This is a genomic window from Sutcliffiella horikoshii (assembly GCF_008180725.1).
In the GTDB taxonomy this organism is placed as follows: Bacteria; Bacillota; Bacilli; order Bacillales; family Bacillaceae_I; genus Sutcliffiella_A; species Sutcliffiella_A horikoshii_B.
In genome coordinates this window covers 35,735-59,920 of sequence record NZ_VTEV01000014.1, presented here as the reverse complement: position 1 = coordinate 59,920, position 24,186 = coordinate 35,735, and the positions used below count along the sequence as shown (strand labels likewise).

At 42.4% G+C, this 24,186-nt stretch carries 25 protein-coding genes, 2 tRNA genes and 1 rRNA gene; 2 read left to right on the top strand and 26 right to left on the bottom strand.

Annotation, left to right across the window (positions count from 1 at the left end; translation table 11 throughout):
• The 21 genes from FZC76_RS21590 to spoIIE form a co-directional block, all read right to left on the bottom strand.
• Positions 1-224 (bottom strand): 16S ribosomal RNA (locus FZC76_RS21590); the annotation flags it as partial.
• A 417-nt stretch (positions 225-641) separates the two neighbouring features.
• Positions 642-2,132, bottom strand: coding sequence for a lysine--tRNA ligase (lysS, locus tag FZC76_RS21585; RefSeq protein WP_148990170.1), 1,491 nt, complete (start codon positions 2,130-2,132; stop codon positions 642-644).
• Positions 2,133-2,289: 157 nt separating this feature from the next.
• On the bottom strand, positions 2,290-3,291 hold the full coding sequence (gene dusB, locus FZC76_RS21580) for a tRNA dihydrouridine synthase DusB (RefSeq protein ID WP_148990169.1): 1,002 nt from the start codon (positions 3,289-3,291) through the stop codon (positions 2,290-2,292).
• A complete protein-coding gene (locus tag FZC76_RS21575; RefSeq protein WP_148990168.1) occupies positions 3,291-3,521 on the bottom strand; it encodes a helix-turn-helix domain-containing protein in 231 nt (76 codons plus the stop codon). The genes dusB and FZC76_RS21575 overlap by 1 nt, the downstream gene beginning before the upstream one ends.
• Positions 3,473-3,991: a 2-amino-4-hydroxy-6-hydroxymethyldihydropteridine diphosphokinase gene (gene folK / locus FZC76_RS21570; RefSeq protein WP_148990167.1), complete on the bottom strand. Its 519-nt coding sequence runs from the start codon at positions 3,989-3,991 to the stop codon at positions 3,473-3,475. Before folK ends, FZC76_RS21575 begins: the two co-directional genes overlap by 49 nt.
• Entirely contained in the window at positions 3,991-4,353 is a 363-nt protein-coding gene (gene folB, locus FZC76_RS21565) for a dihydroneopterin aldolase (RefSeq protein ID WP_148990173.1), read from the bottom strand. Before folB ends, folK begins: the two co-directional genes overlap by 1 nt.
• Complete coding sequence (gene folP, locus FZC76_RS21560) at positions 4,346-5,200, bottom strand: dihydropteroate synthase (RefSeq protein ID WP_148990166.1); 855 nt, start codon at positions 5,198-5,200, stop codon at positions 4,346-4,348. Before folP ends, folB begins: the two co-directional genes overlap by 8 nt.
• A complete protein-coding gene (gene pabC, locus FZC76_RS21555) occupies positions 5,151-6,074 on the bottom strand; it encodes an aminodeoxychorismate lyase (RefSeq protein WP_148990165.1) in 924 nt (307 codons plus the stop codon). The genes folP and pabC overlap by 50 nt, the downstream gene beginning before the upstream one ends.
• A gap of 1 nt (position 6,075) precedes the next feature.
• Positions 6,076-6,657, bottom strand: a complete 582-nt coding sequence (gene pabA / locus FZC76_RS21550; RefSeq protein ID WP_148990164.1) for an aminodeoxychorismate/anthranilate synthase component II — start codon at positions 6,655-6,657, stop codon at positions 6,076-6,078.
• Positions 6,654-8,063 carry an anthranilate synthase component I family protein gene (locus tag FZC76_RS21545; protein WP_316246630.1) on the bottom strand — a complete coding sequence of 470 codons (1,410 nt, stop codon included), beginning with the start codon at positions 8,061-8,063 and terminating at the stop codon, positions 6,654-6,656. Before FZC76_RS21545 ends, pabA begins: the two co-directional genes overlap by 4 nt.
• 136 nt (positions 8,064-8,199) lie before the next feature.
• Complete coding sequence (gene cysK / locus FZC76_RS21540) at positions 8,200-9,126, bottom strand: cysteine synthase A (RefSeq protein ID WP_148990163.1); 927 nt, start codon at positions 9,124-9,126, stop codon at positions 8,200-8,202.
• A 94-nt stretch (positions 9,127-9,220) separates the two neighbouring features.
• Positions 9,221-10,138, bottom strand: coding sequence for a peptidyl-prolyl cis-trans isomerase (locus FZC76_RS21535; protein WP_148990162.1), 918 nt, complete (start codon positions 10,136-10,138; stop codon positions 9,221-9,223).
• A gap of 9 nt (positions 10,139-10,147) precedes the next feature.
• Positions 10,148-11,029, bottom strand: a complete 882-nt coding sequence (hslO, locus tag FZC76_RS21530) for an Hsp33 family molecular chaperone HslO (protein ID WP_148990161.1) — start codon at positions 11,027-11,029, stop codon at positions 10,148-10,150.
• Positions 11,030-11,051: 22 nt separating this feature from the next.
• Positions 11,052-11,825 carry a type III pantothenate kinase gene (locus FZC76_RS21525; protein ID WP_148990160.1) on the bottom strand — a complete coding sequence of 258 codons (774 nt, stop codon included), beginning with the start codon at positions 11,823-11,825 and terminating at the stop codon, positions 11,052-11,054.
• A 362-nt stretch (positions 11,826-12,187) separates the two neighbouring features.
• Complete coding sequence (gene ftsH / locus FZC76_RS21520) at positions 12,188-14,122, bottom strand: ATP-dependent zinc metalloprotease FtsH (protein WP_148990159.1); 1,935 nt, start codon at positions 14,120-14,122, stop codon at positions 12,188-12,190.
• A gap of 85 nt (positions 14,123-14,207) precedes the next feature.
• On the bottom strand, positions 14,208-14,756 hold the full coding sequence (gene hpt / locus FZC76_RS21515) for a hypoxanthine phosphoribosyltransferase (RefSeq protein WP_010191424.1): 549 nt from the start codon (positions 14,754-14,756) through the stop codon (positions 14,208-14,210).
• Positions 14,753-16,174 carry a tRNA lysidine(34) synthetase TilS gene (gene tilS, locus FZC76_RS21510; protein ID WP_148990158.1) on the bottom strand — a complete coding sequence of 474 codons (1,422 nt, stop codon included), beginning with the start codon at positions 16,172-16,174 and terminating at the stop codon, positions 14,753-14,755. Before tilS ends, hpt begins: the two co-directional genes overlap by 4 nt.
• A 142-nt stretch (positions 16,175-16,316) precedes the next feature.
• On the bottom strand, positions 16,317-17,363 hold the full coding sequence (locus FZC76_RS21505; protein ID WP_148990157.1) for a protein kinase domain-containing protein: 1,047 nt from the start codon (positions 17,361-17,363) through the stop codon (positions 16,317-16,319).
• Positions 17,329-18,066 carry a vWA domain-containing protein gene (locus tag FZC76_RS21500; RefSeq protein WP_148990156.1) on the bottom strand — a complete coding sequence of 246 codons (738 nt, stop codon included), beginning with the start codon at positions 18,064-18,066 and terminating at the stop codon, positions 17,329-17,331. The genes FZC76_RS21505 and FZC76_RS21500 overlap by 35 nt, the downstream gene beginning before the upstream one ends.
• A gap of 88 nt (positions 18,067-18,154) precedes the next feature.
• Positions 18,155-18,622: a hypothetical protein gene (locus FZC76_RS21495; protein WP_148990155.1), complete on the bottom strand. Its 468-nt coding sequence runs from the start codon at positions 18,620-18,622 to the stop codon at positions 18,155-18,157.
• Positions 18,623-21,109, bottom strand: a complete 2,487-nt coding sequence (spoIIE, locus tag FZC76_RS21490) for a stage II sporulation protein E (RefSeq protein ID WP_148990154.1) — start codon at positions 21,107-21,109, stop codon at positions 18,623-18,625.
• 435 nt (positions 21,110-21,544) lie between these two features.
• On the opposite strand from spoIIE, the gene FZC76_RS21485 reads away from it, so the two are divergent.
• Both FZC76_RS21485 and FZC76_RS21480 read left to right on the top strand, forming a co-directional pair.
• Positions 21,545-21,621 (top strand) — tRNA-Met (locus tag FZC76_RS21485).
• Between the two features lie 9 nt (positions 21,622-21,630).
• Positions 21,631-21,702: transfer RNA gene (locus FZC76_RS21480), tRNA-Glu, on the top strand.
• A gap of 69 nt (positions 21,703-21,771) precedes the next feature.
• On the opposite strand, the gene FZC76_RS23300 is transcribed toward FZC76_RS21480, so the two are convergent.
• From FZC76_RS23300 to yabP, 5 genes are all read right to left on the bottom strand, one after another.
• Positions 21,772-21,930, bottom strand: coding sequence for a hypothetical protein (locus FZC76_RS23300; RefSeq protein WP_187442179.1), 159 nt, complete (start codon positions 21,928-21,930; stop codon positions 21,772-21,774).
• A 290-nt stretch (positions 21,931-22,220) separates the two neighbouring features.
• On the bottom strand, positions 22,221-22,682 hold the full coding sequence (locus FZC76_RS21475) for a S1 domain-containing RNA-binding protein (RefSeq protein ID WP_148990153.1): 462 nt from the start codon (positions 22,680-22,682) through the stop codon (positions 22,221-22,223).
• 89 nt (positions 22,683-22,771) lie between these two features.
• A complete protein-coding gene (locus FZC76_RS21470; RefSeq protein WP_148990152.1) occupies positions 22,772-23,155 on the bottom strand; it encodes an FtsB family cell division protein in 384 nt (127 codons plus the stop codon).
• Positions 23,156-23,170: 15 nt separating this feature from the next.
• On the bottom strand, positions 23,171-23,809 hold the full coding sequence (gene yabQ / locus FZC76_RS21465) for a spore cortex biosynthesis protein YabQ (RefSeq protein WP_148990151.1): 639 nt from the start codon (positions 23,807-23,809) through the stop codon (positions 23,171-23,173).
• A complete protein-coding gene (yabP, locus tag FZC76_RS21460) occupies positions 23,806-24,111 on the bottom strand; it encodes a sporulation protein YabP (protein WP_060666716.1) in 306 nt (101 codons plus the stop codon). The genes yabQ and yabP overlap by 4 nt, the downstream gene beginning before the upstream one ends.
• Positions 24,112-24,186 lie beyond the last annotated feature (75 nt).

The window sequence follows — 24,186 nt, the reverse complement described above, 5'->3', positions numbered from 1 at the left end:
AGCCGAAACCATCTTTCAATAAAGAACCAGGAGGTTCCTTATATTATCCGGTATTAGCTCCGGTTTCCCGAAGTTATCCCAGTCTTACAGGCAGGTTGCCCACGTGTTACTCACCCGTCCGCCGCTGACCTTTCAAAAGCAAGCTTTTAAAAGGTCCGCTCGACTTGCATGTATTAGGCACGCCGCCAGCGTTCGTCCTGAGCCAGGATCAAACTCTCCAATAAAGAGTCTGAGCTTTTGCTCAAAATTTGCTAGCTTGTCTTACTTAAAATCATTTTGCCGTGTTCCGTAGAACCGACGTTATGACGCTGTTGTTTTGTTTAGTTTTCAAAGATCATTTGCTCTGTCGTCTCTCTCAAGGCGACTTTATTATCTTATCAAATCATTCAGTTTGTGTCAACAACTTTTTTCAATTCTTTTTTTAGAAGAAACGATGTCGTTTGTGACAACGAATATTAATATACCATCGCTAGAATACAAAGGCAATAGGTTTTTTCGATTATTTTCGCGAAATGGTAATGTTGTAATAGTCTCATTATTCAGTGCGCCATTTTTGTTCTTTTTCAAAAACTCCTTTTGTTCTTTCTCTACACTAAAAACGCCGCACTGCTTATTCTACAGTGCGGCGTTACATTTTAGAATTAACGATGTCTCATTTGCGGGAATAGCAATACATCTCTAATAGAAGGAGAGTTTGTCAGTAACATAACAAGGCGGTCGATACCGATTCCGAGTCCACCTGTTGGCGGCATACCGTACTCTAGTGCCTCAATGAAGTCGTGATCCATTTCGTGCGCTTCGTCATTACCTTGCTCTTTTTCTTTAAGTTGCGCTTCGAAACGCTCTTTTTGATCGATTGGATCGTTAAGCTCCGTGAAGGCATTAGCATGCTCACGGCCAACAATGAACAATTCAAAACGATCAGTGAAGCGTGGGTCTTCTGCATTTTTCTTAGCTAGTGGAGAGATTTCCACTGGGTGTCCATAGATGAATGTAGGTTGAATAAGCGTCTCTTCTACTTTTTGCTCAAAGAATTCGTTCAAAATATGACCAAACTGCATATGTTCTGTAATTTGAATGCCGTGTTCTTTTGCAAGTGCACGTGCTTCCTCATCAGTCATCTGCTGCCAAAAGTCTACACCTGTTGCTTCTTTGACCGCGTCAACCATGTGCAGTCGCTTCCACTCAGGTGTCAGATCAATTTCGCTGTCAGCATACTGAACCTTTGTGCTGCCTAACACTTCCTTGGCAATGTGAGCAACAAGGTTTTCTGTCAGGCTCATGATATCTTTATAGTCCGCGTACGCTTCATATAATTCAATCATAGTGAATTCAGGGTTATGGCGAGTAGATACACCTTCGTTACGGAATACACGGCCGATTTCATAAACTTTCTCTAAGCCGCCGACAATCAGGCGTTTTAGATGAAGCTCAATCGCAATACGCATGTATAACGTCATATCTAAAGTGTTGTGATGGGTAATGAACGGACGTGCTGAAGCTCCACCAGCGATAGAGTGCATCATTGGCGTTTCAACTTCTAGATAACCATGGTCGTCTAGGTAACGGCGCATCGCTTGGATAATTTTAGAGCGAGCAATGAACGTTTCTCTACTCTCTGGGTTTGTGATTAAGTCAAGATAGCGTTGACGGTAACGTTGTTCTACATCTTTAAGTCCGTGGTATTTCTCAGGCAGCGGGCGTAATGCTTTTGTAAGCAGTTCAAAAGAGGTCGCTTTAATAGAAAGTTCTCCTACTTTTGTTTTGAAAACAAAGCCTGATACTCCGACAATGTCCCCGATGTCTGCTGAGTTGAAGATTTCGTATGCTTCATCTCCTACAGCATCTTTACGGATGTATAGTTGGATTTGGCCGGTAAGGTCCTGGATATGTGCAAAGCCAGCTTTTCCTTTACCGCGCTTTGTCATGATGCGACCTGCGAGCGTTACAGCGATTTCTTGCTCGTCCAATTGTTCTTTTTCGATTTCTCCGTACTGATTAATCAGTTCTTTGGAATCATTAGTGCGTTCAAATCTAGCTCCGAACGGATCTAATCCTTTATCGCGGTGTTTTTGTAATTTTTCTCTCCTAACCATTAATTGGTCATTCAAGTTCAATTCTTCTTGACTCATTCTATTCAACTCCAACTAGTAATTTATCTACTCATTTATGTAGCAGCTTTTCTTTTATCTATCATATAGACTTTCCAACTATAAATAAAGCTAAAACTGCCAGTAGCAACTTACTGGCAGTTCGATAGTGTTTTGGGGGTACAGTCGCCTGCGTAGTTTAGATCGCTTGGGACGTCTTTGCTTCTTTTTCCTCAGACTCTTCTACAAGGTTATCAAGCAAACTTACAAGATCCATTCTCGTGTTGCATTCATTAATAGAGTTACGTACTAATGCGTTACCGCGGATGCCTTTTAGGTACCACGCTGTATGTTTGCGCATTTCGCGCACTGCTGTATTTTCTCCTTTAAGGTCGATAAGACGATCAAGGTGCAGCTTACATACGTCCATTTTTTCACGTACAGATGGTTCCCCAACAAGCTTTCCTGTTTCTAAGTACTGTACCGTACTGTAGATCATCCAAGGATTCCCGAGTGCCGCGCGACCGATCATGACACCGTCGACTCCCGTTTCCTCAAGCATTCTTTTAGCATCCTGAGGAGTTTGAACATCTCCATTTCCGATGACAGGAATGTTGACAGACTCTTTTACCTGCTTAATGATGTCCCAGTCTGCATGTCCCTCATACATTTGCACTCTAGTACGACCATGGACCGCTACCGCTTGTCCGCCTGCGTGTTCAACGGCACGGGCATTTTCAATGGCAAAGATATGATCTTCGTCCCAGCCTGTGCGCATTTTAACCGTGACCGGCTTGTCGACTGCATCTACAACAGCTGCCACCATCTCATAAATTTTGTTCGGATCCAGTAGCCATTTGGCACCTGCGTCACACTTGACGATCTTTGGTACCGGGCATCCCATATTAATATCAATAATGTCTGCTGTTGTGTTTTTGTCCACGAATTTTGCCGCTTCGACAAGCGTGTCTTTCTCCCCGCCGAAGATTTGCAAGCTCAGTGGTTTTTCGCGCTCATCAATATAAAGCATGCCCATCGTTTTGGCATTTTTATAGAGAATCGCTTTGTCGCTTACCATCTCGGCACAGACAAGGCCCGCTCCGAATTCTTTTACCGTCAGGCGGAATGCAGCATTACATACTCCTGCCATTGGCGCTAGGACCACTTGGTTTTTCATGGTGATATTACCGATCTTTAACATCAGTTGTTGACCTCCTCCCTTGTTAGTTCTGGTGGTTGTAGTTCCTTAACCGTAATATTTAGTTCTTGGGCAATCGACTGAACTAGTTCTTGGGAAGGAACGCGGTTACCCCGTTCAACCTCTCCTAAAACAGAGACTGATATATGAAGATTTTTTGCAAATGATTCTTGGGTATATCCCTTCAGCTTTCGGTAAGCTCGGATACGTCTTCCCCACTTCTCGGCTTCCATACATGTACCCCTTCTCTATCTTGTTGTGCAAGTAGTTCTTTTCTATCTATCTCTATGGGCAGATCTTTACTTTCCGCGATCTCCATTAAAGGAACATAAACAAAAGCTCTTTCCCACATTCTTGGATGAGGGATAATAAGCTCTTCTGTTTCAATATTTTCTTGGTTATACAATAAAATGTCAAGGTCTAAAGTACGCGGACCCCAGCGGACCTCTCTTTTCCTGCCAAAAAGATGTTCGAATTCTTGTAATACCTTTAATAAATCAACAGATGTCAATAGAGTATTAACTTTAATTACCATATTTAAAAATTTATCCTGTTCTGTATAGCCGATAGGATCTGTTTCATAGATGGACGATTTCTTCTCTACTGTTATCTTGTCATGTTGATGGATTTGTTGGATAGCATCCTGAAGGTACCGGGCACGGTTTCCTTGATTGGACCCCAAGGCAATATAGGCTGTATTCATTAGGAACGGCCCCTCGTAATTTCTACTGCAACAGATTCATAATGTCCAGGTATCGGTGGATCAGGCTTGATGGCTTTGATGGTACAACTTTTAATCCGTTCAAAGGATGACAAAATCTCCTCTGCGATCCTCTCCGCAACGGTTTCGACTAATTTATGCGTTTCACCCTCGACTACTTTTTTACATGTATTATAGAGGTCCGCATAATTGACGGATAGTGTTAGATCATCGGATTTACCTGCTTTGGATAGATCAAGTTCCACTGTCAGATCAATCATAAACCGTTGGCCGAGTTTTGTTTCTTCGGGAAAAACACCATGGTACCCGTAGAATTTCATCTGATTTACATATATCTTATCGATAGGAAAGCCCTCCTTCATAAAGCATAGCATCCATCATTTTCGCCATACGCGCAATCTCTTTTACATCATGTACACGGACAATGTGGCAGCCTTTCTGTATGCCAAGACACACCGTAGCCCCGGTCCCTTCCATTCTCTCCTCCGCCGGAAGGTCTAACACATGGCCGATAAACCTTTTTCTAGACGTACCAAGGAGAAGTGGGTAACCAAGCGTATGGAAATGCTCGAGCTTTTGCATCACTTTGATATTGTCTTCGTATGTTTTAGCAAACCCTATCCCCGGGTCCAAGATGATGTTTTCATCCTTCACCCCGGCATGCTTGACCAATGTAATACTCTCAAACAAGTCACTGATCATATCCGGAATCAATTGGTGATAGTCCCGCTCTTTCCGATTTTGCATAAGTATGATCGGTACTTGAAGCTCGGCCGCAACAGCGGGCATATCAGGGTCTCCCTTTGCCCCCCATACGTCATTGATGATGTGGGCCCCTGCCTGAATTGCCTGCCTTGCCACTTCTGCTTTATAGGTGTCAATGGATATGGGCACTTGCACTTCCTTGGATATCGCCTGGATAACCGGAATGACCCGCTCCAGCTCCATTTCCAGACTCACCTTCTCCGCGCCGGGCCTAGTCGATTCCCCGCCTATATCAAGGATGTCGGCCCCTTGTTCGACGAGTTCCTCAGCACGCAAGACTGCCCTTTCCACTTCGTTGTATTTGCCTCCATCGGAAAAAGAATCTGGCGTGGCATTTAAAATCCCCATAATTAAGGTTCTTTCACCCAGCGGCAAGTTATATGGTCCACATGTCAGCTTCGTTTGATATAAGTTTGTATTTCCCATTTTTCCAATCTACCTTCTTTACCTGTTGATAGGTCAACAATTGCTGTTCTGTACTCTGTTTATATAAACCTTTCAGACAAGTGAGCCACGATGTTTCAACCATAGGGAATACTGTGTCATCAAGTTTATTGATCCTTATTATTTCCTGGGTGGAGTTGGTGATGAATACCTCATCCGCTCCCAAAAGGTCCACTAGGGGGAATTTCCCTTCCTTCACTTCCAGGTTGAGGAAGGAGCATAAGAGGAGGATGAAGTTTCGAGTCACTCCATTTAGAATCCCTGTCGAAATGCTCGGGGTATAGACAATATCACCTTTTATCCAAAAAACATTAGAAACAAGTCCTTCTGCCACAAAGCCTTCCTGTGTGAGAAAGATCCCCTCTACATCCAGCTGAGGCCCTATCTCTCTTTTACCAAGAAGATTATTTAAATAGTGGTGAGACTTTAACCTCGTATCACCTTCAGGGGTATTGCGTCTCCGCTTTAAAATTACAGCATGTTTACTCGCTGCATTGTGATCAGGTAAAGGCCTTGTAAACAACAACAAGGACGGGGCCCGGTATGTCTCTGTGGGAAGGCCCCAGTTACTGATGCCTGCTGTAACATTCAGCCGGATTACACCATCTGTTAAACCATTTTTCTCTAATGCTTCTGTTACCAATTTATATAACTTCTCCTCTGAATGGTCCCACTCTATATAGACCGACTCTAAACCATCCCTTAGACGCTTCAAGTGGTCTTGAAACAAGAACGGGATGCCGTTATACGTACGGAACGTTTCAAAAAGTCCCACTCCGTATAGAAAACCATGATCCATAACCGAAACGTTTGTCTCTTCTATCGGCTGCCAGCTTCCGTCTTTATAAACAATCATGTTATACCTTTTTGGTAGAGTAGGTTGAGATGAAGTTGCGCAATAATTCTTTACCTACGGAGGTCATGATGGATTCCGGGTGAAATTGAACTCCTTCGATTGGAAGCTCTTTGTGGCGGATGGCCATTATCTCGTCCTGATCTGTCCATGCTGTTATTTCAAAGCACTCCGGAAGGGTTTCTTTTTTCACAATTAAAGAATGGTATCTTGTCGCAACAAATGGATTTGCCAAGGTGCGAAAAATCGTCTTTCCATCATGATGCATCTCAGATGTCTTGCCGTGCATCAATCTTTCCGCCTGTACTACGTCTCCGCCAAACACTTGGGCAATCGATTGGTGTCCAAGGCATACTCCAAAAATCGGTTTCTTACCCGCAAAATGCTTGATTACTTCTAAGCTAATTCCTGCCTCATTCGGCGAACAAGGCCCAGGAGATATCATTAAAAACTCAGGATTAAGCGCTTCTATCTCCTCAATGGTAATTTCGTCGTTTCGCTTTACCACTAATTCCTCTCCAAGCTCCCCTAAATATTGCACCAAATTGTACGTAAATGAATCATAATTATCAATCATTAAAATCATACTCTCACCTCTGCTCGGTTTTTCAACTCTTCTTCACTCAGCTCTTTCGCTTTCCATAAGGCTGCGGCTTTCTTTAAGGATTCCTTATATTCCCGCTTCGGCACAGAATCAATGACCACTCCAGCACCGGCCTGCACATAAGCCATGCCGTCTTTAGCAATCATTGTCCGGATAGAGATATTCAACTCCATCTCTCCATCATAGCCAATCCACCCTATGGAACCAGTATATACAGAACGTCTTACTGGCTCAAGTTCTTCTATAATCTCCATCGTCCTAACCTTGGGTGCACCAGTTATCGTACCTCCCGGGAAGGTTGCCTCGATGATATCAGAAATATTCTTCCCTTTTTTCAATTCGCCCTGAACATTGGAGACAATGTGCATGACATGCGAATATTTTTCGATAGCCATGAACTCATTCACTTCTACCGTTCCGTACTCACAGACCCGGCCCAGGTCGTTCCGCTCCAGGTCCACTAGCATGACATGTTCGGCACGCTCTTTTTCATTATCAATCAGCTCTTGTGCAAGCTTATTGTCCTCTTCGTCCGTCTTGCCTCGTGATCTTGTGCCTGCAATTGGCCTCGTACTTACCACATCGCCTTTTTTCTTGACTAAAAGTTCCGGGGAACCGCTGACCAGCTGGAAATCAGGAAACTGCAAATACCCCATATATGGTGAAGGGTTAATCTTTCTCAAAGAGGAGTAGACTTCCATCGGATGAGTCATAAGTGGCTCTGCCTGTCTGACAGAAAGATTCACCTGAAAAACATCACCTTGTGCAATATATGCTTGAACCTTTTTCACGGCTGTTATGAAGTCTTCTTCTGTAAAAGAAACCTCTCTGTTTTCTACAGGTTGTCTTTCTGGTGTATATGGATAGCAAGCTTCTTCCATTGGCTGTTCCCATTGCTTTTTATACTGCTCGAGTCGTGTTTGGGCGGACTCTTCTTGTCCTTCAAAAGCATGGCTAATCAAATAAAGAACGCTTTCTTGCTTGTCATATACAAATACATCATCAAATAATAAAAAATAAAGGTCAGGCAAGGCCAAGTCATCCTCAGCTATATTCGGTAAACGCTCAATGTATCTAACACAATCATAGGTCAAATAGCCAATTGCTCCTCCTGTAAAGTCAGGGAAACCTTGTAGTTTCTGAATAGATCGCTCAGAAATGATTTCTTGTAATAGCGATAAAGGATTGCCACTTCTCTTTTCCTTTTTCCCATCCAGATAATCAATGTGCAGCTCTTGTCCTTTTCCTTGAATGGAGGCGATTGGGTCGAGGCCGATAATATGATATCTCCCCCCACGTCCACTCTCCAATAGGACATGATAAGGCTTGTCCTTTGCAAGTGCTTTATATTTTTTATACCATTGATCTTCATTTAACGTTAGCTTCATTCCTACAGGCACCTTTTGCATTCTTGCTGTCACGCTCCTAAATTGCATACTACCCTTATATTACATGAAAATTACACTCTGATGCACGATAAAAGAAAAGGGAAACAGTTCAACAGACTGTTCCCCTTAAGATAACCTATTCTTCAAATTGATATAATGGTGTGCTCAAATAGCGTTCCCCGTTACTAGGAATTATCGCCAGCACCTTTTTGCCTTCGCCTAGCTCCTTAGCCACTTGCAGTGCCGCAGATATGGCTGCTCCGGAAGAAATACCTCCAAGCAAACCTTCACGTTTAGCAGCAAGGCGTGCATATTCAAATGCCTCTTCATTTTTCACTGTAATAATTTGATCATAGATGTTTGTATCTAAGATGGAAGGTACAAACCCTGCACCAATTCCTTGAATTTTGTGAGGCCCTGGTTTTCCACCAGACAGCACCGGGGAATCCGCAGGCTCCACAGCTACAATCTTAATTCCAGGGAATGCCTCCTTTAAGACCTCCCCAGCACCTGTAATAGTACCGCCTGTTCCTATACCGGAAACAAAGGCATCAAGACCGTCGCTGAATTGTTTTACAATTTCTCTGCCTGTTGTGTTACGGTGAATTTCAGGATTTGCCGGATTATTGAATTGCTGCGGCATGAATAACCCTTTTTCTTTTGCCAATTCTTCTGCTTTTCTAATCGCCCCACCCATGCCTTCTGGACCTGGTGTAAGCACTAGTTCTGCTCCATATGCACGGAGGAGATTTCTTCTCTCCAAGCTCATCGTCTCAGGCATGACCAAGATAGCCTTTAATCCTTTAGCTGCCGCAATCATGGCGAGTCCGATACCGGTGTTTCCACTTGTTGGCTCAATAATGGTGTCGCCTTCTTTTAACTTGCCGTCTTCTATAGCAGCGTCAATCATCGCTAGGGCGATACGATCCTTAACACTGCTGCCAGGATTCATAAATTCAAGCTTCAGATACACATCTGCCATGTCTTCTTCTACAATTCGATTTAGCTTTACGACGGGAGTATTCCCGACTAACTCATCAATAGAATTTGCTACTCGTACCATTTATTTTTCCCCCTGTCTTTAAAACTTAGTGTTTTTGTCGGATTAATCCCATTTAACACCATTAAATCTGAATTGTCAATTTATTTGGTTCGACCTATTGTGCAGATGGAAGGTTCCATACCACACCAACCTCGTCCCAGAATATGGAGGCATCCACCGAACCATCCATATGTTCCATAGCAAGGTGTCGTCGAATCTGATCTTTTACTTCTTCAAAGGAATATGTGACTCCGTCCATTTTTTCATGAAGGTAAATGATTGCATACTTTCCGTCAACAGAAATGGGATCGCTCCACGACTTTTCTTTTAGATTTGCAGCTTCTTCCATATAGACAGTCGGATATACTTGCGATTCATGTGTTAAAAATCCAAGGTCTCCTCCTTGATTTGCCGTCAACTCATCCGTTGAAACTTCCATTGCTAGAGATGTAAAATTGGATCCATCCTTTAGTTCTTTTACAATGGTTTCCGCCTCGTCCTTGGTCTCTACGATAATATGTGAGAGATGAAAAGAGTCCTCAATCGTATATAGCTGCTTGTTTTCCTGATAATAGCTTTCCAATTCCATTTCTGGTATCGTGACATCTTTAACAAGTAATTCTTCAAGCAATAAACTAGAACGAATCTGCTCCTTCACAAGCTCTTCAGAAGTATTGGTATGCATAGGAGAACGGCTGTACATAGTTTTAATCATTTTCCATTCTCGGTCGACCGACTGTTCTGATACTGTCACATTGTATTTCTTCGCAATTTGCTTAACCACTTCATTATTGACCATTTTCGTCAGCATTTCCTGTCCATACATGCCTTCAAGTTCTTCTAACATATCTTTCCTCGTGATAACGGTATCTCCAACTGTTGCAACAATATTGGCTTGACCATTTACAAAAGCTGCCTCTTTTAACGAGAAGCTCTGTTTTACCACTACCGCTAGTGTGAGACAATTAATAATCACAAGACCAAAGATGATATTCCATACCCACTTTTGTTTTAATCTCCGCTTTTGGTTCATATGTGCCCCCTAGCCTTTTACTTGCTCCCTCATTGCCTCTAATTCCTCTTTGCTGAAAAGGTATTTCGCATTACAAAAATGACAGTGTGTTTCTGCTTGACCGTCTTCCTCAATAATTTCTGTTATATCCTTTTCTCCCAATGAGATGATCGCTTGTTCAAAACGCTCTTTTGAGCATGTACATTTGAATTCAATCGGCATGGTTTCCAGGAACTTAACATTTCCTTCACCAAGAATTTCTGTCAAAAGTTCCTCCGGCGTTAAGCCTCTTTCAATCAACTTGGAGACAGGAGTCATATTGTTGATTTTCTCTTCAATCAATGTGATGGTCTCTTCTGACGTTCCCGGTAAAAGCTGAATGATGAATCCTCCCGCTGCAAGAATGGTGTTGTCAGGGTTAACAAGCACACCCACTCCTACTGCAGAGGGAACCTGTTCGGAAGAAACAAGGTAATAAGTAAAATCCTCCCCTAGCTCTCCTGATATCAATTCGGTTTGACCGGAGAAATGTTCTCTAAGTCCGAGGTCTTTAACAACAGAAAGCGTTCCGTTAGTTCCGACCGCACGTGCTACATCAAGCTTGCCGTGCTGATTCAAATCAAAATGCGTTTGTGGGTTGGTAACATATCCACGAATCTGCCCCTTTGCATTACTGTCGACTAAAATTACCCCGATCGGACCACCGCCATCAATTTTCACAGTAAGTTTATTTTCTCCCTTTAACATCGCACCCATCATGACGGAAGCGGACATTGCCCGTCCTAATGCAGCAGAAGCAGTTGGCCATGTCTGATGGCGTTGTTGAGCTTCTCCCACTGTTTCTGTTGTTCTGATTCCATATGCACGTACCTGGCCTTCAAAAGCCAAAGCTTTTACGAGATAGTCTGACATGCTAGTTAGCTCCTTTCGAATTTCAATCCTCTTTAGTATTTTTCATGTAAATCAAATGCAGTCCCTTCAACGTTAAGAAAGGATCTACGATATCAATGACATCTGATTCATTACCTATAAGCGCAGCAAGGCCACCAGTGGCAATAACTTTAGGTGTTACGTCACTTTGCCTCTTCATACGATTTACGATACCCTCAACTTGACCAACATAGCCAAAAAGAATACCCGCTTGCATCGCACTAACGGTGTTTTTACCAATTACTCCATCTGGTCTTGCTATTTCTATTCTAGGAAGCTTGGATGCACGTGAATAAAGCGCTTCTGTGGATATGCTTATTCCCGGTGCGATTGCGCCACCCATATATTGCTTGTCCTCGTTTATGTAGCAATACGTGGTTGCCGTCCCAAAGTCAACAATGATTAAAGGGCTACCGTAAAGATGGATCCCTGCGACCGCATTGACGATTCTGTCTGCTCCGACTTCTCTAGGATTTTCATATTTTATGTTTAAGCCTGTTTTGATTCCTGGTCCAACAATCAATGGTTTCAGATGAAAATATTTTTGACACATTCTCTCAAGGGAGAACATGATTGGCGGCACAACGGAAGAAATGATGATTCCTTCAAAGTCTCTAAAGCTTAAGCCAACATGTTCAAGAAGGGATTTGAAGATCATCCCAAATTCGTCTTCTGTTTTGTTGCGGCTTGTTTCGACACGCCAGTGATGCTTTAATTCTTCTCCGTCATATACACCGATTACGGTATTGGTATTACCGACATCTAACACAAATAACATATATATCCCCACCATGCTTTAAAATTAGTTTCATTATACTATATGGTAACCTAAGTGACTCAATAGAAATAATTATTCCTCGGGAAATCATGATTCGACAAAATTCTAATTTAGGATTTCATTAAACGCCGCTGTTGACTTCCGCAAATGGCTTCGCTTTCCTTGGGAAGGTGCTTGAGCCTCCTCGCAACGCTTGAGGGGTCTCAAGCTACCTTTATCTCCCTCAGGAGTCTTCGCCTTCTGCTCCAATCAACAGCTAGAAACAGAAGTCTCAACCTGCACTTCAGTCAACAGCGCTAATTCTATTTGACACTTTGGATCACAAAAAAAGGTGCCTGATTTTACTCCAGGCACCTTTTTGTTTATTCAGGTTTGTGTTGATCAGTAGATTCAGTTTTGTTTTCATCTTTTTTAGAGTTGATATTCACTTTAACATCTTCGCCACCATCAGCCTTTATAGGGAGTTCTGGAAGCTTCCCTTTTTCATATAGGTGTTTGATTTGATCTGCATCAAGTGTTTCAACTTCTAATAGAGTTTGTGCTACAAGCTCCAACTTATCTCGGTTCTCGGTAAGAATTTGCTTCGCTCTTTCATAACACTCTTTGATGAAACGTTGAATCTCCATATCGATTTGGTGTGCAATGGCATCACTGTAGTTTTGCTCATTTTGGATATCACGGCCGAGGAAGACTTGCCCTCCTGAAGCCTGACCAAATTGCAATGGACCAAGCTTTTCGCTCATTCCGTATTCGGTTACCATTTTACGCGCTATACCTGTTGCACGTTGGAAGTCATTATGGGCACCAGTACTTGCTTCACCAAATGTGATTTCCTCTGCAACACGACCACCCAATAGACCTGTAATCTTATCTAATAGCTCTGGTTTAGTCATAAAGTAACGATCTTCTTTTGGAAGCATGACAGCATAACCGCCAGCCTGCCCGCGAGGTACGATGGTCACTTTATGTACCGTATCTGCTTCATCCAATACGACACCGATAATAGTATGACCCGCTTCATGATATGCAACGATGTTTCGCTCTTTTTGAGAGATAACTCTGCTCTTTTTAGCAGGTCCAGCAATTACTCTATCAATTGCCTCATCAATATCCAACATATCAATATGCTTCTTGTCTCGTCTAGCAGCCACAAGTGCAGCTTCATTCAACAAGTTTTCAAGGTCCGCCCCAGAGAACCCAGGGGTACGCATGGCAATTGTTTTCATGTTGATACTTTCATCGATAGGTTTATTTCTTGCATGGACTTTCAGTACTGCTTCACGGCCTTTCAAGTCAGGACGATCTACCGTGATTTGACGGTCAAAGCGACCAGGTCTCAATAATGCCGGGTCAAGAATATCCGGTCTGTTCGTTGCGGCAACGATAATGATCCCTTCATTCGCTCCGAAACCATCCATTTCAACAAGCAATTGGTTCAAAGTCTGTTCACGCTCATCATGACCTCCACCTAGGCCTGCGCCACGTTGGCGACCTACTGCATCGATCTCATCGATGAAAATGATACATGGAGCGTTCTTTTTCGCATTTTCAAAAAGGTCACGTACACGGGATGCACCGACCCCGACGAACATTTCCACAAAGTCAGATCCACTGATAGAGAAGAATGGTACGCCAGCTTCTCCTGCAACCGCTCTTGCTAGTAACGTTTTACCTGTACCAGGAGGTCCAACAAGCAGAACCCCTTTAGGGATACGTGCACCAAGCTCGGAGAATTTGCGTGGATCCTTCAAGAATTCCACAACCTCGACAAGCTCTTGTTTTTCCTCATCTGCACCGGCAACGTCTTTAAATTTAACCTTTTTCTTCTCTTCGCTATATAGCTTTGCCTTACTTTTACCAAAGTTCATGACACGACTTCCGCCGCCCTGCGCTTGATTTAGTAAGAAGAAGAATAAGATAAAAATGATGACAAAAGGAATGATGGAAGTAAAGAAGGTTACCCATCCACTCGTCTCTTCCGCCGGATCTACTGTCATTGGAATCTTCTGCTCTTGGGCAATGGATTCTACGCGTTCCAATGCACTTGCACTATTTGGAAATACGGATACAAAAGTCTCTCCTTCTGCAGCGCCTTCCAACTTACCACGCGCTTCATACACCGAACGCGTTGGTTGAATGGTGAATTCCTCCACCTTATTTTCTTCAAGATTCTGGATGAATGTATTATAGGTGATCGGTTTTTCGCTCGTGTTAGGGCTATTAAAAAAGCTCACAACACCAATGACCACTAAAAATATTAATAAATAAAAGATGGTATTACGAAATATTCTGTTCATCCCTTACCTCCTCCCACGATAGCCAAACTAAACCAATAGTAACATAGTAAATTAATCCAATTCAAGGAATCTGTATTGGGATAGCTTATTCTTCTACGTTAGAATAAATTTCAGGTTTTAATACTCCGATATACGGAAGGTTACGATATTTTTCAGCATAATCAAGCCCATAACCTACAACAAATTCATCTGGTACGATGAACCCAACATAGTCAGCTGTGATATCAGCTTTTCTACCACTTGGTTTGTCAAGTAGTGTAACAATCTTAATGGATTTCGCTTTGCGATAGCGGAATAATTCCACTAGGTAGCTAAGCGTCAAACCGCTGTCGATGATGTCCTCGATGATCAGGATGTCTCTTCCTTCTACTGAAGTATCTAAGTCTTTTAGGATCTTTACTTCACCAGAGGAAACAGTGGAGTTTCCGTAGCTTGAAACGTCCATGAAATCCATTTCCAAATATGTATCCATACGTTTGATAAGGTCACCCATGAAAGGCATTGCACCTTTTAACACACCAATCGCCAAAGGAAAACGATCACTATAGTCCTCTGTTAATTGTGCACCTAGTTCTCTAACTTTTACTTGAAGCTCTTCTTCACTAAAGAGTACTTTTTCGATATCTTTGTTCATTTCTTTGTTGCCTCCCAAACTTTTTGACTCGTTTTGCAAGTTAATACTAAAACAGGACCCATCGTTTCCTCTGTTGCTTCGAAAGCGGAACGTTTAAGCATGGGTATCCACAAAATCTGATGGTTGGCATCGACGATTAAAGGCCATATTTCTCGTTGTTGAAGAGGTATTTTACCTTCAATGAAGATGCTTTTGATTTTTTTGGAACCGTTTGTCCCCTTCAGTTTCATTCGATCGCCGTCTAAACGGGTTCTCACATATAGCGGAAGAGCGACCTTCGATAAGTCAATCACAGCTTGATATTCTTTGACATCTTGAGGTTTTTCTTGTGTCCGAATCTCGCTGGTGATCATAAAATCGGTTGGTAATGCCACATTACCAGGGACTTCAAGCATATGCTTGTAGGTTTTATCACGTTCATCCTCATCAAATGTCAATGTGCATTCATTATAGGATTTGATAACCTGTAAGCCATTTGGGAAATGCAGCCTTCCAGAAGGGTGTTCACTTTCCAATAAGGATAATAAATTATCAATATGTATAGAGGAAAGAGATGGAGGAATTTCATTATTATAGAGATAGTTTAATATTAGTTGAATCCCACGCCTTTGTAAAGGTTTAGCCATTAAAAGCAATGGTTTGGTATCCAATATCACTCTATCTTTTGCTTTACTCTTAATAACGGCAATCCATTCCTTTTCCATTAACGCCCCTATGTATTGTTCACTCTCCTGTATTTGCTCGCTGAAAGCTTGAAACCTCTCATGAAGTCCGGGAAATTCCTCCTTCAAAATTGGTAGAATGTGATGCCGCAGCCTGTTTCTTCTGTAGGCGTCCTTGTCATTGCTGGGGTCATGCCTGAATGGAACTTCATGGTCAGTTAGATATTCCATGATTTCAGACTTTGTTACAGTCAAGAACGGACGAATAATCACACCATCTCCAAAGGCCCGTTTGGGAAGTATCCCTGCGTAACCTGTCATAGAAGATCCCCTTCCAAGTCTCATCAGAATGGTTTCCACCTGATCGTCTGCATGGTGACCGAGCGCAAGGAAGTCAGCATGATACTTCTTCATCACTTTTTCATAAAAAGCATAGCGGCATTCTCTTGCAGCAACTTGCACGGTAAGCTTCTTCTCTTTTTGATAGGCAGACACATTGATTTGTTCTGCTTCAAAAAGAAGACTCCTTTTTTCACATTGCTGCTTTACAAACTTCATATCCTCTTCGGATTCCGCCCCTCGGAACATATGATCGACATGGGCTACCACTAGCTTCAAGCGTTTAGCTTCTTTGATAGAATCCAAATAATGAAGCAAACCCATGGAATCCGCTCCGCCGCTGACACCAACCACCACAGTCGCGTTCGCTGGCAGCAAGTCATATTTACCTATGAATGTCGAGACAGTCTCCCACATATTGTGTACCCATTCCTTTAATCTACGCGTATAATTTCTATTTTATCCTACCATTTGACTTCTTCTCCTGCAAAAATAGATGCTTATCCAAAAACATCCATACTGCTTTATACCCCCAATCACAACCTCAAAACGCTTATACCTACATTACCTGACCATATAAATAGAAGAAATAAGCAAACAGAATGACTGATAAAAGCACAGCAGTCTCCATCCACCCTTTGCTTGTGGCTTTCTGTGGCACAGAATTTACAGGTTTACTCGTAGCTGCTCTTCCTCCTACTCGACTTGTCCTTGAGGCTGGGCCTTGTTTGGCTTTGTGGCTGGCTGGTTGCTGTGAAGTCCCCCTTGGAGAAGTGCTTGGTTTTCGTTGACTCATGACAGAAAGCATTCCGCTTTTCATTTCATGTGCAGAGGAATATTCACCCGCTAACGCTCGCATCAGGACAATTTTATACCTTTTTAGCCAAGCGTTTTTGTCAATCTGCTCTTCTAGTTGCTTGATTCCGCCCTCTCCGTTCTTTTGAAATTGTTTTGGGTAACAGATGTGAATCATGATCATTGCTACTGCAAATAGATCGTAAGTAGCTTCTGCTTTCCTAGAACCAAGGCCCCAATACCCCCGGTCAAAAAACTCTGTGAATTCTTTAATGGCCCGGCCATGCTGGGTCGTGCCGCCAACATCCACAAGCCTTACTTTTGGAGGGGTTGACGTTACAATGAGATTATCGGGCTTAAGATCTCCAAACACCCAGCCTTCACGATGAAGCGTTTCAAGATCTGTCAGCAATTGCAAAGTTAGAATGCCAGCCCACTCCATTCCCCTTTTTTGGACAAATGATAAAAGGGCTTCCCCTTCGAGAAATTCCATCACATAAAAGGAAAAAGTCTGTTTTCCACCAAGGTCTGGCCTCTCCCAATCATCTACATCTAACAAAGAAGGCCCCAGGGAGAACCCTTGGACCTTCGAAAAATGACGCAGAACATTAACCTCTGAAGTGATGGACATGCTGTTTTCACTTATTTTTAAAGCAGCTAATCCCTTTGAACTCCTGGTTAGATATACATACCCCGTCGCACCGTACCCGAGTGTTCTGACAATGGTGTATCTCTCTTTATGCCATTTTCCGATAATGGTCGTCCCTTGAGGCAGATTACCTACCGGATTCTTCATAGTATTGTTCATCATCGGAAATCATGCTCCTCAGGTTACGTGTTTCTTTAAAATAAGGAATGGCTTCTTGAATGGCAGGACCTGTTGGCGTGATCCCGCCTGTAGATAGTTTTGGAAAAATACTGGACAGCGATTCCAATTTAGGTGTCCAATCTAAGATCTTCTCCACTTCTTGGCGTTTTCCCGGGAAAACAAAGGCTGAAAACTGGTTATCACCAATTCTTGCATTCAAGCTTAGTGCCAAATCCAACAGTGCTTCCTTGACGGTTGGAAGCTTGGACTTCATGCTAGCACTAGTATCAACAAGAATCAGCACCTGCAGGGAAACCGTTTCACCCAGTTCATCCACTACTTCCATCACTTCCCCGCGTTTCTCAGGCGGAAGGTCCTCCATAGAAGTTTCTGAACCCAATATTTGTTGAAGCTCCTTATTAATAACCCCCTGTAATGTTTGGGTCATCGCTTTTCTGGTTACCATCTGGACTGTCTGAGATAAGTTCTTGGCATACACAATTTGACTGACGCCGCCACCAGACATTGCGATCCCCTCTATCTCTTGCATTCCTTTTTCGTCTATCGTATCCTCATCCATCACCCCAATAACATTTACTGTAATACCTTGCTCCTTCGCAAGGGCTGCCATGGCAATTGGGTCGTCCCCTGAATTTGAGCATCCATCTGTAATTAATAGAATTTGTTTTAACGTTCCTTTATACACGTTTCGTCCCCTCCTAATGCGTATAATTTACATTAGCCATCATGGACGAGACGGGCTTAATTTATACCTTTTGTCTGCAATTTACCTTCTAAGAGGTATTCACCCCAACCACTTCCTTTTTACTAGAAAGAGATAGAGCAAACTTGAATTCGGCCAGGAAGTTGATTGGGCGTTTTGTCAGGTGTCTAATTCGTTCCTTGACTCCCACTGCTTTATTTGGAATAATTGCTAGAATCTTTTCTTTTCGACTCTCGTTTGTTGCTTCCATACCTGTTAACGCAATCATCTCTTTTTCCGTCATATTTTGTGCAATCACTGCCAACATGTTTTGCTTTCTCCACATCGTGTTTCTGGCATTATCTGATTCGTTGGCGGCTCTTCTAAACATGACCTCGGCATTAATTGCCAGTTTCAGTACTTGTCTTCCCAGCATATTCATCGGACTAACCGGCACCACACCAACAGTTGGGCTCTCCGGTACTACCTCCACAACCTCACGACGGCTACCCATTTCCTTGACAAGACCCGTTACCATTTTAGATAAAGTTTTCAACATTTAAAGCGCCTCCTTCATTCCTTGGTTTTTGGATAAATAGTGATAGGCAGGAATGGCTGCCCATTTCGGAATATTCCTCTCTATTTTTGCTACCACAACCGTCATGTCGTCCTGAATTTGACCTGATCTTGTCCGAATGACTTCCTCCATTATGATATCTGCCATTTCTTGCGGGTCGTCCGTTCTGATTTCGGATACTTTACGCTTCATCCATAAATCATAGTTTTCTACATGTTTTGGTCCTTCAAAAATTCCGTCGCTCATCATAATCAATAGATCACCAGCTTTTAACTGGGAACTCACGACGTCCACATCGAATTCTTGAATAATCCCCATTGGTAGATTACTTGCTTCAATCTTAATTACCTTATCTCCCCTCTTCACAAAACTTGGAGTCGAACCAACTTTCAAAAACTTGGCAGAAGCATCTTGAAGGTCAATCATTGCTAGATCCAGCGTAGTAAATATCTCATCGGTCGTCCTTAATGATAGGACCGAATTAACCGATTTGATGGCTACTTTTTCTTTGATTCCAGACTGTAGAATCTCTTGAAGCAACTTTAATGTTTCTTTACTTTCATAGTGCGCGCGCTCACCATTTCCCATCCCGTCACTAATGGCAATGGCGTATTTTCCGTGACCCAATTCTATGGTGGAATAGCTATCCCCTGATATCAGTCCTCCCCCTTTAGCGGCATGCGCAACGCCTGTGTCGACTACAAACGCTTTTGCAGAGCCGAATGATACATGACAGTATCCATTGTTATCAGAATTACATTCTTCCTTTTTAACAATAATATTTTCTCGCAATATATCTGAAAGCATCGGAGCGATGAGTTTTTCACACTCACCACGCCCTTCGCAGTAAGGAACGGTCATTTCAATATCCACATTCCCCTGCTCGACGCTGTATATTTCCACTTGTTCAATTTCAATACCGAATGCTTGGAGGGCATCTAAAATCTGATCTTCCTGCACATAATGATTCTCCCTCTCTCGCTGAATCTCCCTTGCAAAGTCCTCCATTACTTGTGATACTCCCATCAATTGATCCGCTACCAACCTCCTACTCTCCATTAATTGTTTTTTCAGTTTCTCACTCGCGTGGAACTGGGCTAGCTCGTTTTTGATCACGGCTTTTACCTTTTCTGATTTTACGCAATGGCGATCCCACTCCTTTTGCAGTTTGACATTCAGACTAATGGTTCCTTCCTCTGTATCCTCCATTAAATGAGTCATATAATCATAGGTTTTCTGGAAATTCTGTGTCCAACACTGCTCTTTTTTAAAGCAATTTTGACACGTTTTCTCTGTAACATTGCTCAAAAAGAGATCCACTTCTTTTTCCGAATTAGGGTGTTCAAATTGAAATTTTGAAAAGCTATTGGATAACGCTTGGAAAACGTGTGAAAATTGTTCCACTCTATTGGCAGTTACATCACGGATCTTCCGCATATATTGCTGTTGCTCTGCAGTATGTTCAGCTGTTCCGGGAATGGATTTCGCCAAATTAGCGATAGCTCTTTGCGGAGTTAGCAGAAAGAGTGCAACAGCTACCATCGACTCCATGATGGTAGGAACAATTAGCGTCATCCCATCCCCATAAATGCCAATTAGTAATGTGCCTAGAAGCAGTCCCACCGATACACCAATCTTATTTCCTTCTCGTAGCAGCCCTCCTAACAGACCGGCGAAGGCCAGCAGACTCATCTGATATAGGTTGGATACAGTAGCTAAGCTTAAAATGAGACCTGTCACCACGCCAACCGTCGAACCAATGGTGGCCCCAGCAACAAATGCAAAAATTAACACAAGATAACGAGATAATATATGTTCAACAGAAAGATCATAGGCTGTCCAACCGATGGTCCCTGTCAGAACGGAAGCGAACAGAATAATGAGGCAAATAATTTCTTCTGTTTTAAACGCCTGTCTCTTTTTCTTCATCGTGATAAGGGGTAGGCTCTGAAAGAAAATAAGGGTGAGGATAAATCCAAGCCCCGCCTCTACTCCAATCATCAGCCAATCATACGTCACAATTCCTGTTGTAAAATAAATCATTGTTGTCTTTGAGAGAAAGGCCGAGATGAAGACTAGAAACGGCATTGCCTTTAGAGGTTCTATCTTTAATGCCTGTGCCCATTTAAAAAGGAGTACAAATAATATCATCCCCCCTAACACATACACGGCGGTCATTGCTGAGATGGTAGCCGACCCAACCATTAAGGCAATCAATGTGAGTCCAGCCCGTTTCTTTTTCAAAAAATACACTGCTGCGAAAAATGGTAACGCAAACGGTGTGATTTCATTAAGGATCAGGGCTCGTCCGAGTAAGAACCCGATAAAGACTAAAAGAAATCCTTGGTGAAATAGAATGGTCGAAAGTTTCGTTTTCGCCGTATGGATCGACTTCATAAATGATTTTCGGATTTTACCAAACTGAAGATTGGAAACCGGTTCCCCCAAATCTCTTTCTAGTCCCTGCATGATATCCACTCCCATATTTTATCTATTGGGGTCATTATACAAGCTCAAAAGGAAAAGATTTGTCAAAAGAACCGCCCAGAACCTAAGAAGTGTTCGACTTATTACAAGGAAAAGAGGGAAAAGCTGTCATGAAATCATCGCATTTGCTAATGCCCCTCATCAGTTTTTGTAAATTCTCTAGGTAATTGCTAGGATAATGTTCTAATTATTCTTACATTTTTAAAATGTATTGACATATGAATGATAAGTTAGTATGATAATTCTTGTGTCTTATGAGAGACTCCTTATAATTTTGGCGGTGTAGCGACGAGCGACACTTCCACAAATTTGCTTCGAGTTGTCCCGACGGATTCACTTCCTGGCTTTACTTGCAGAGGAAGGGACACATGCCAGTAACATTGGCGCCAGTTAATCTAATGCATTACTTATAAATTTGGCGGTGTAGCTCAGCTGGCTAGAGCGTACGGTTCATACCCGTGAGGTCGTGGGTTCGACTCCCTCCGCCGCTACCAACTTTATAAGGCCCATTGGTCAAGCGGTTAAGACACCGCCCTTTCACGGCGGTAACACGGGTTCGAATCCCGTATGGGTCATAAAATAAAAGCTGCCACAGCTTCAGGAATACCTGAAATTGTGGCAGCTTTTTTGTATTTGCGAAACTTTTAAAGTGGTTTTGGGTAACTTTCTTTTGACTTTGGGGTGGATTCATCCATATTAACTGTTCCACTAACCAAATTTAGAGTGAATTTTCGTTTATCCATCACAAATGGAATATATCCATTGTAAAGCCGATATATCCATTGTAAAACCGAAATATCCATGTTTACATCACCTTTATCCATATTAGCAAAAGTGACTTGTAGAACGGTTGATTTCCGTTCCAGGCGCTTCGCTTTCCTGCGGGCGGTCCGGGAGCCTCCTCGGCTTCGCCTGTGGGGTCTCCCCTGTCCCTTCCTCCTGTTGGAGTCTTCGCGCCTTCCACTACAATCAACTAAGGTTATCCATTCACCATTGGATATAGTTAAGTCAACCAACCCAAAAAAACACGCCCCACAAAATCTGGGACGTGCTCAAACATTACGTTTATATATATGAGATTTTCAGCAGCAAGTTACTTTCTACTTGCTCCACGACCTCCACGTTTTGATTCCGTGTTGCGCTTCAGGGAAGATAAACGATCTTCACTATCTTTTAAGAATCTTGCCATCTTCTGTTCGAAGTTTTCCTTTGGTTTGAATTCTTCTCTTCTTCCTCGTGGTGGGCGTTGATTTGAGCGTTGTTGATTGTTGTTCGGACGTTGTGACGGTGCTGCAGAACGCGGTTGTGGCTCACGGTAAGTGTCGCTTGCCTTCTTGATGGATAGGCCAATTTTGCCATCCTTCTCCACATTGATTACTTTCACCTGAACTTCGTCACCAACTTTAAGATGGTCGTTGATGTCCTTTACGTAGTTGTCTGCAACTTCACTGATGTGAACAAGACCAGTAGCTCCTCCTGGCAATTCAACAAACGCACCAAAATTAGTTATTCCTGTTACCTTTCCCTGTAACTTGCTGCCTACTTCGATTGACATAAAAAAAATGCTCCTCCTTAAAATCATAAAAAATAAATCACTTTACCTACCATTATACCTAGAGCAAAATTGAGGTGTCAATATGACGACTAATCTGACGACGAATCGTCAGGGATATTGAAGATGATTTCATCCTCTTCTGACATGAAATAATCTCTACGTGCGATCTTCGCAATATAATCATCATCGTTCAGTTTTACAATTTCCTCTTCTAAACGTTGTTGTTCTTTTTTAAGTTTTGCCAGCTCTTGTTGAACAACTTCTTTTCTATCCTCTTTTTCCTGAAGGATAGCTCGTTGATCTAAGAGTGTTTTCCCCATTAGTATTCCAAAGACTAATGCTAAACAAAAGAATAATGATAAACGGCGATAAAGCCCACGGCGTCTTTTCTGTTGTTTCAACTGCTGGTCCTGTTTTTGTTTGGAATAATCGGAATGGATTTTTGCTACCTTTTCATCTTTTGCCGCGCTCATCTTATCATTCCTCTCCTAGCGCTTTTTCCAAAAGTTCTTTACTCTATTTATTATACTATGTTTCCTATTCTTTACTAGTGTGAAAAATCCTTCAAGTTTTTTGAAAACAATGTGTAAATATTTTTTCACTACGTTCGGGACCAACTTCCATACTAGCATAAGAATCCACTTGAATGGTAAGAAACAAATTTTAACAATTCGCCATAACAGCAACAGCAGAAAGCGAATGGTCGAGTAAAGAAACTTCCCAATACCCAATAATAATACGATAAGGGCTTGTACTAATAGTTGAATAGGCTTCACTATTAGCATTCTTACCATTTTTTCCAAGAAGCGATACAAGTTGATGACAAGTTGTATGATGGATTCCAGCAAGCTCAAATAAAAATATCGGAATAAGCTTTGATAAGCTGCAAAGCCACACACGAGTGCAATGAGAATATAAAAACGAATTTCTCCTTCATTGACCCTCAGCAATACATAAAAGCCGATAAGGGCTTGCAAGAGCCAAAAGAGGATGTCATGAATAAACACAATCCACTTGGCTCTCTTTTCCCGTTTAAGAAAGCGTCCATACGTATCAATGGCCGCTCCAAGCCATGCCCCCATCCCAATCATGGCAAGCATTGTATAAAGTTGGGTGCTAAGTGTCATTTGAACAACTTACTAAAGAACCCTTTAGCTTTCTCCGCCTGTTGATCATCTAAATAAATGATTTCCATGATCTTACCTTTGATCGAGACGACGCCACTTTCTACATCCAGGTTCTTCATCTGGAGATTTTGGCCCCTGACAGAGAGAAATCCCATCACAGTTTCTAATAGAAACTCTTCGTTATCAAAACTTTCCACTTGCTTTACACCTGTGATATCCAACATTCTGCGGCTTCTCATCACGATGTCTTGCTCTTGGACAGTCTGCTTGTTTCCTTGATTTGAATCATAGTATTGGTTCATATTCATCCCTCACCTATCTAGTACTTGAAGATAGTACATGTATATGAGAGGGATATATTTTTAGAACAAGCCTGT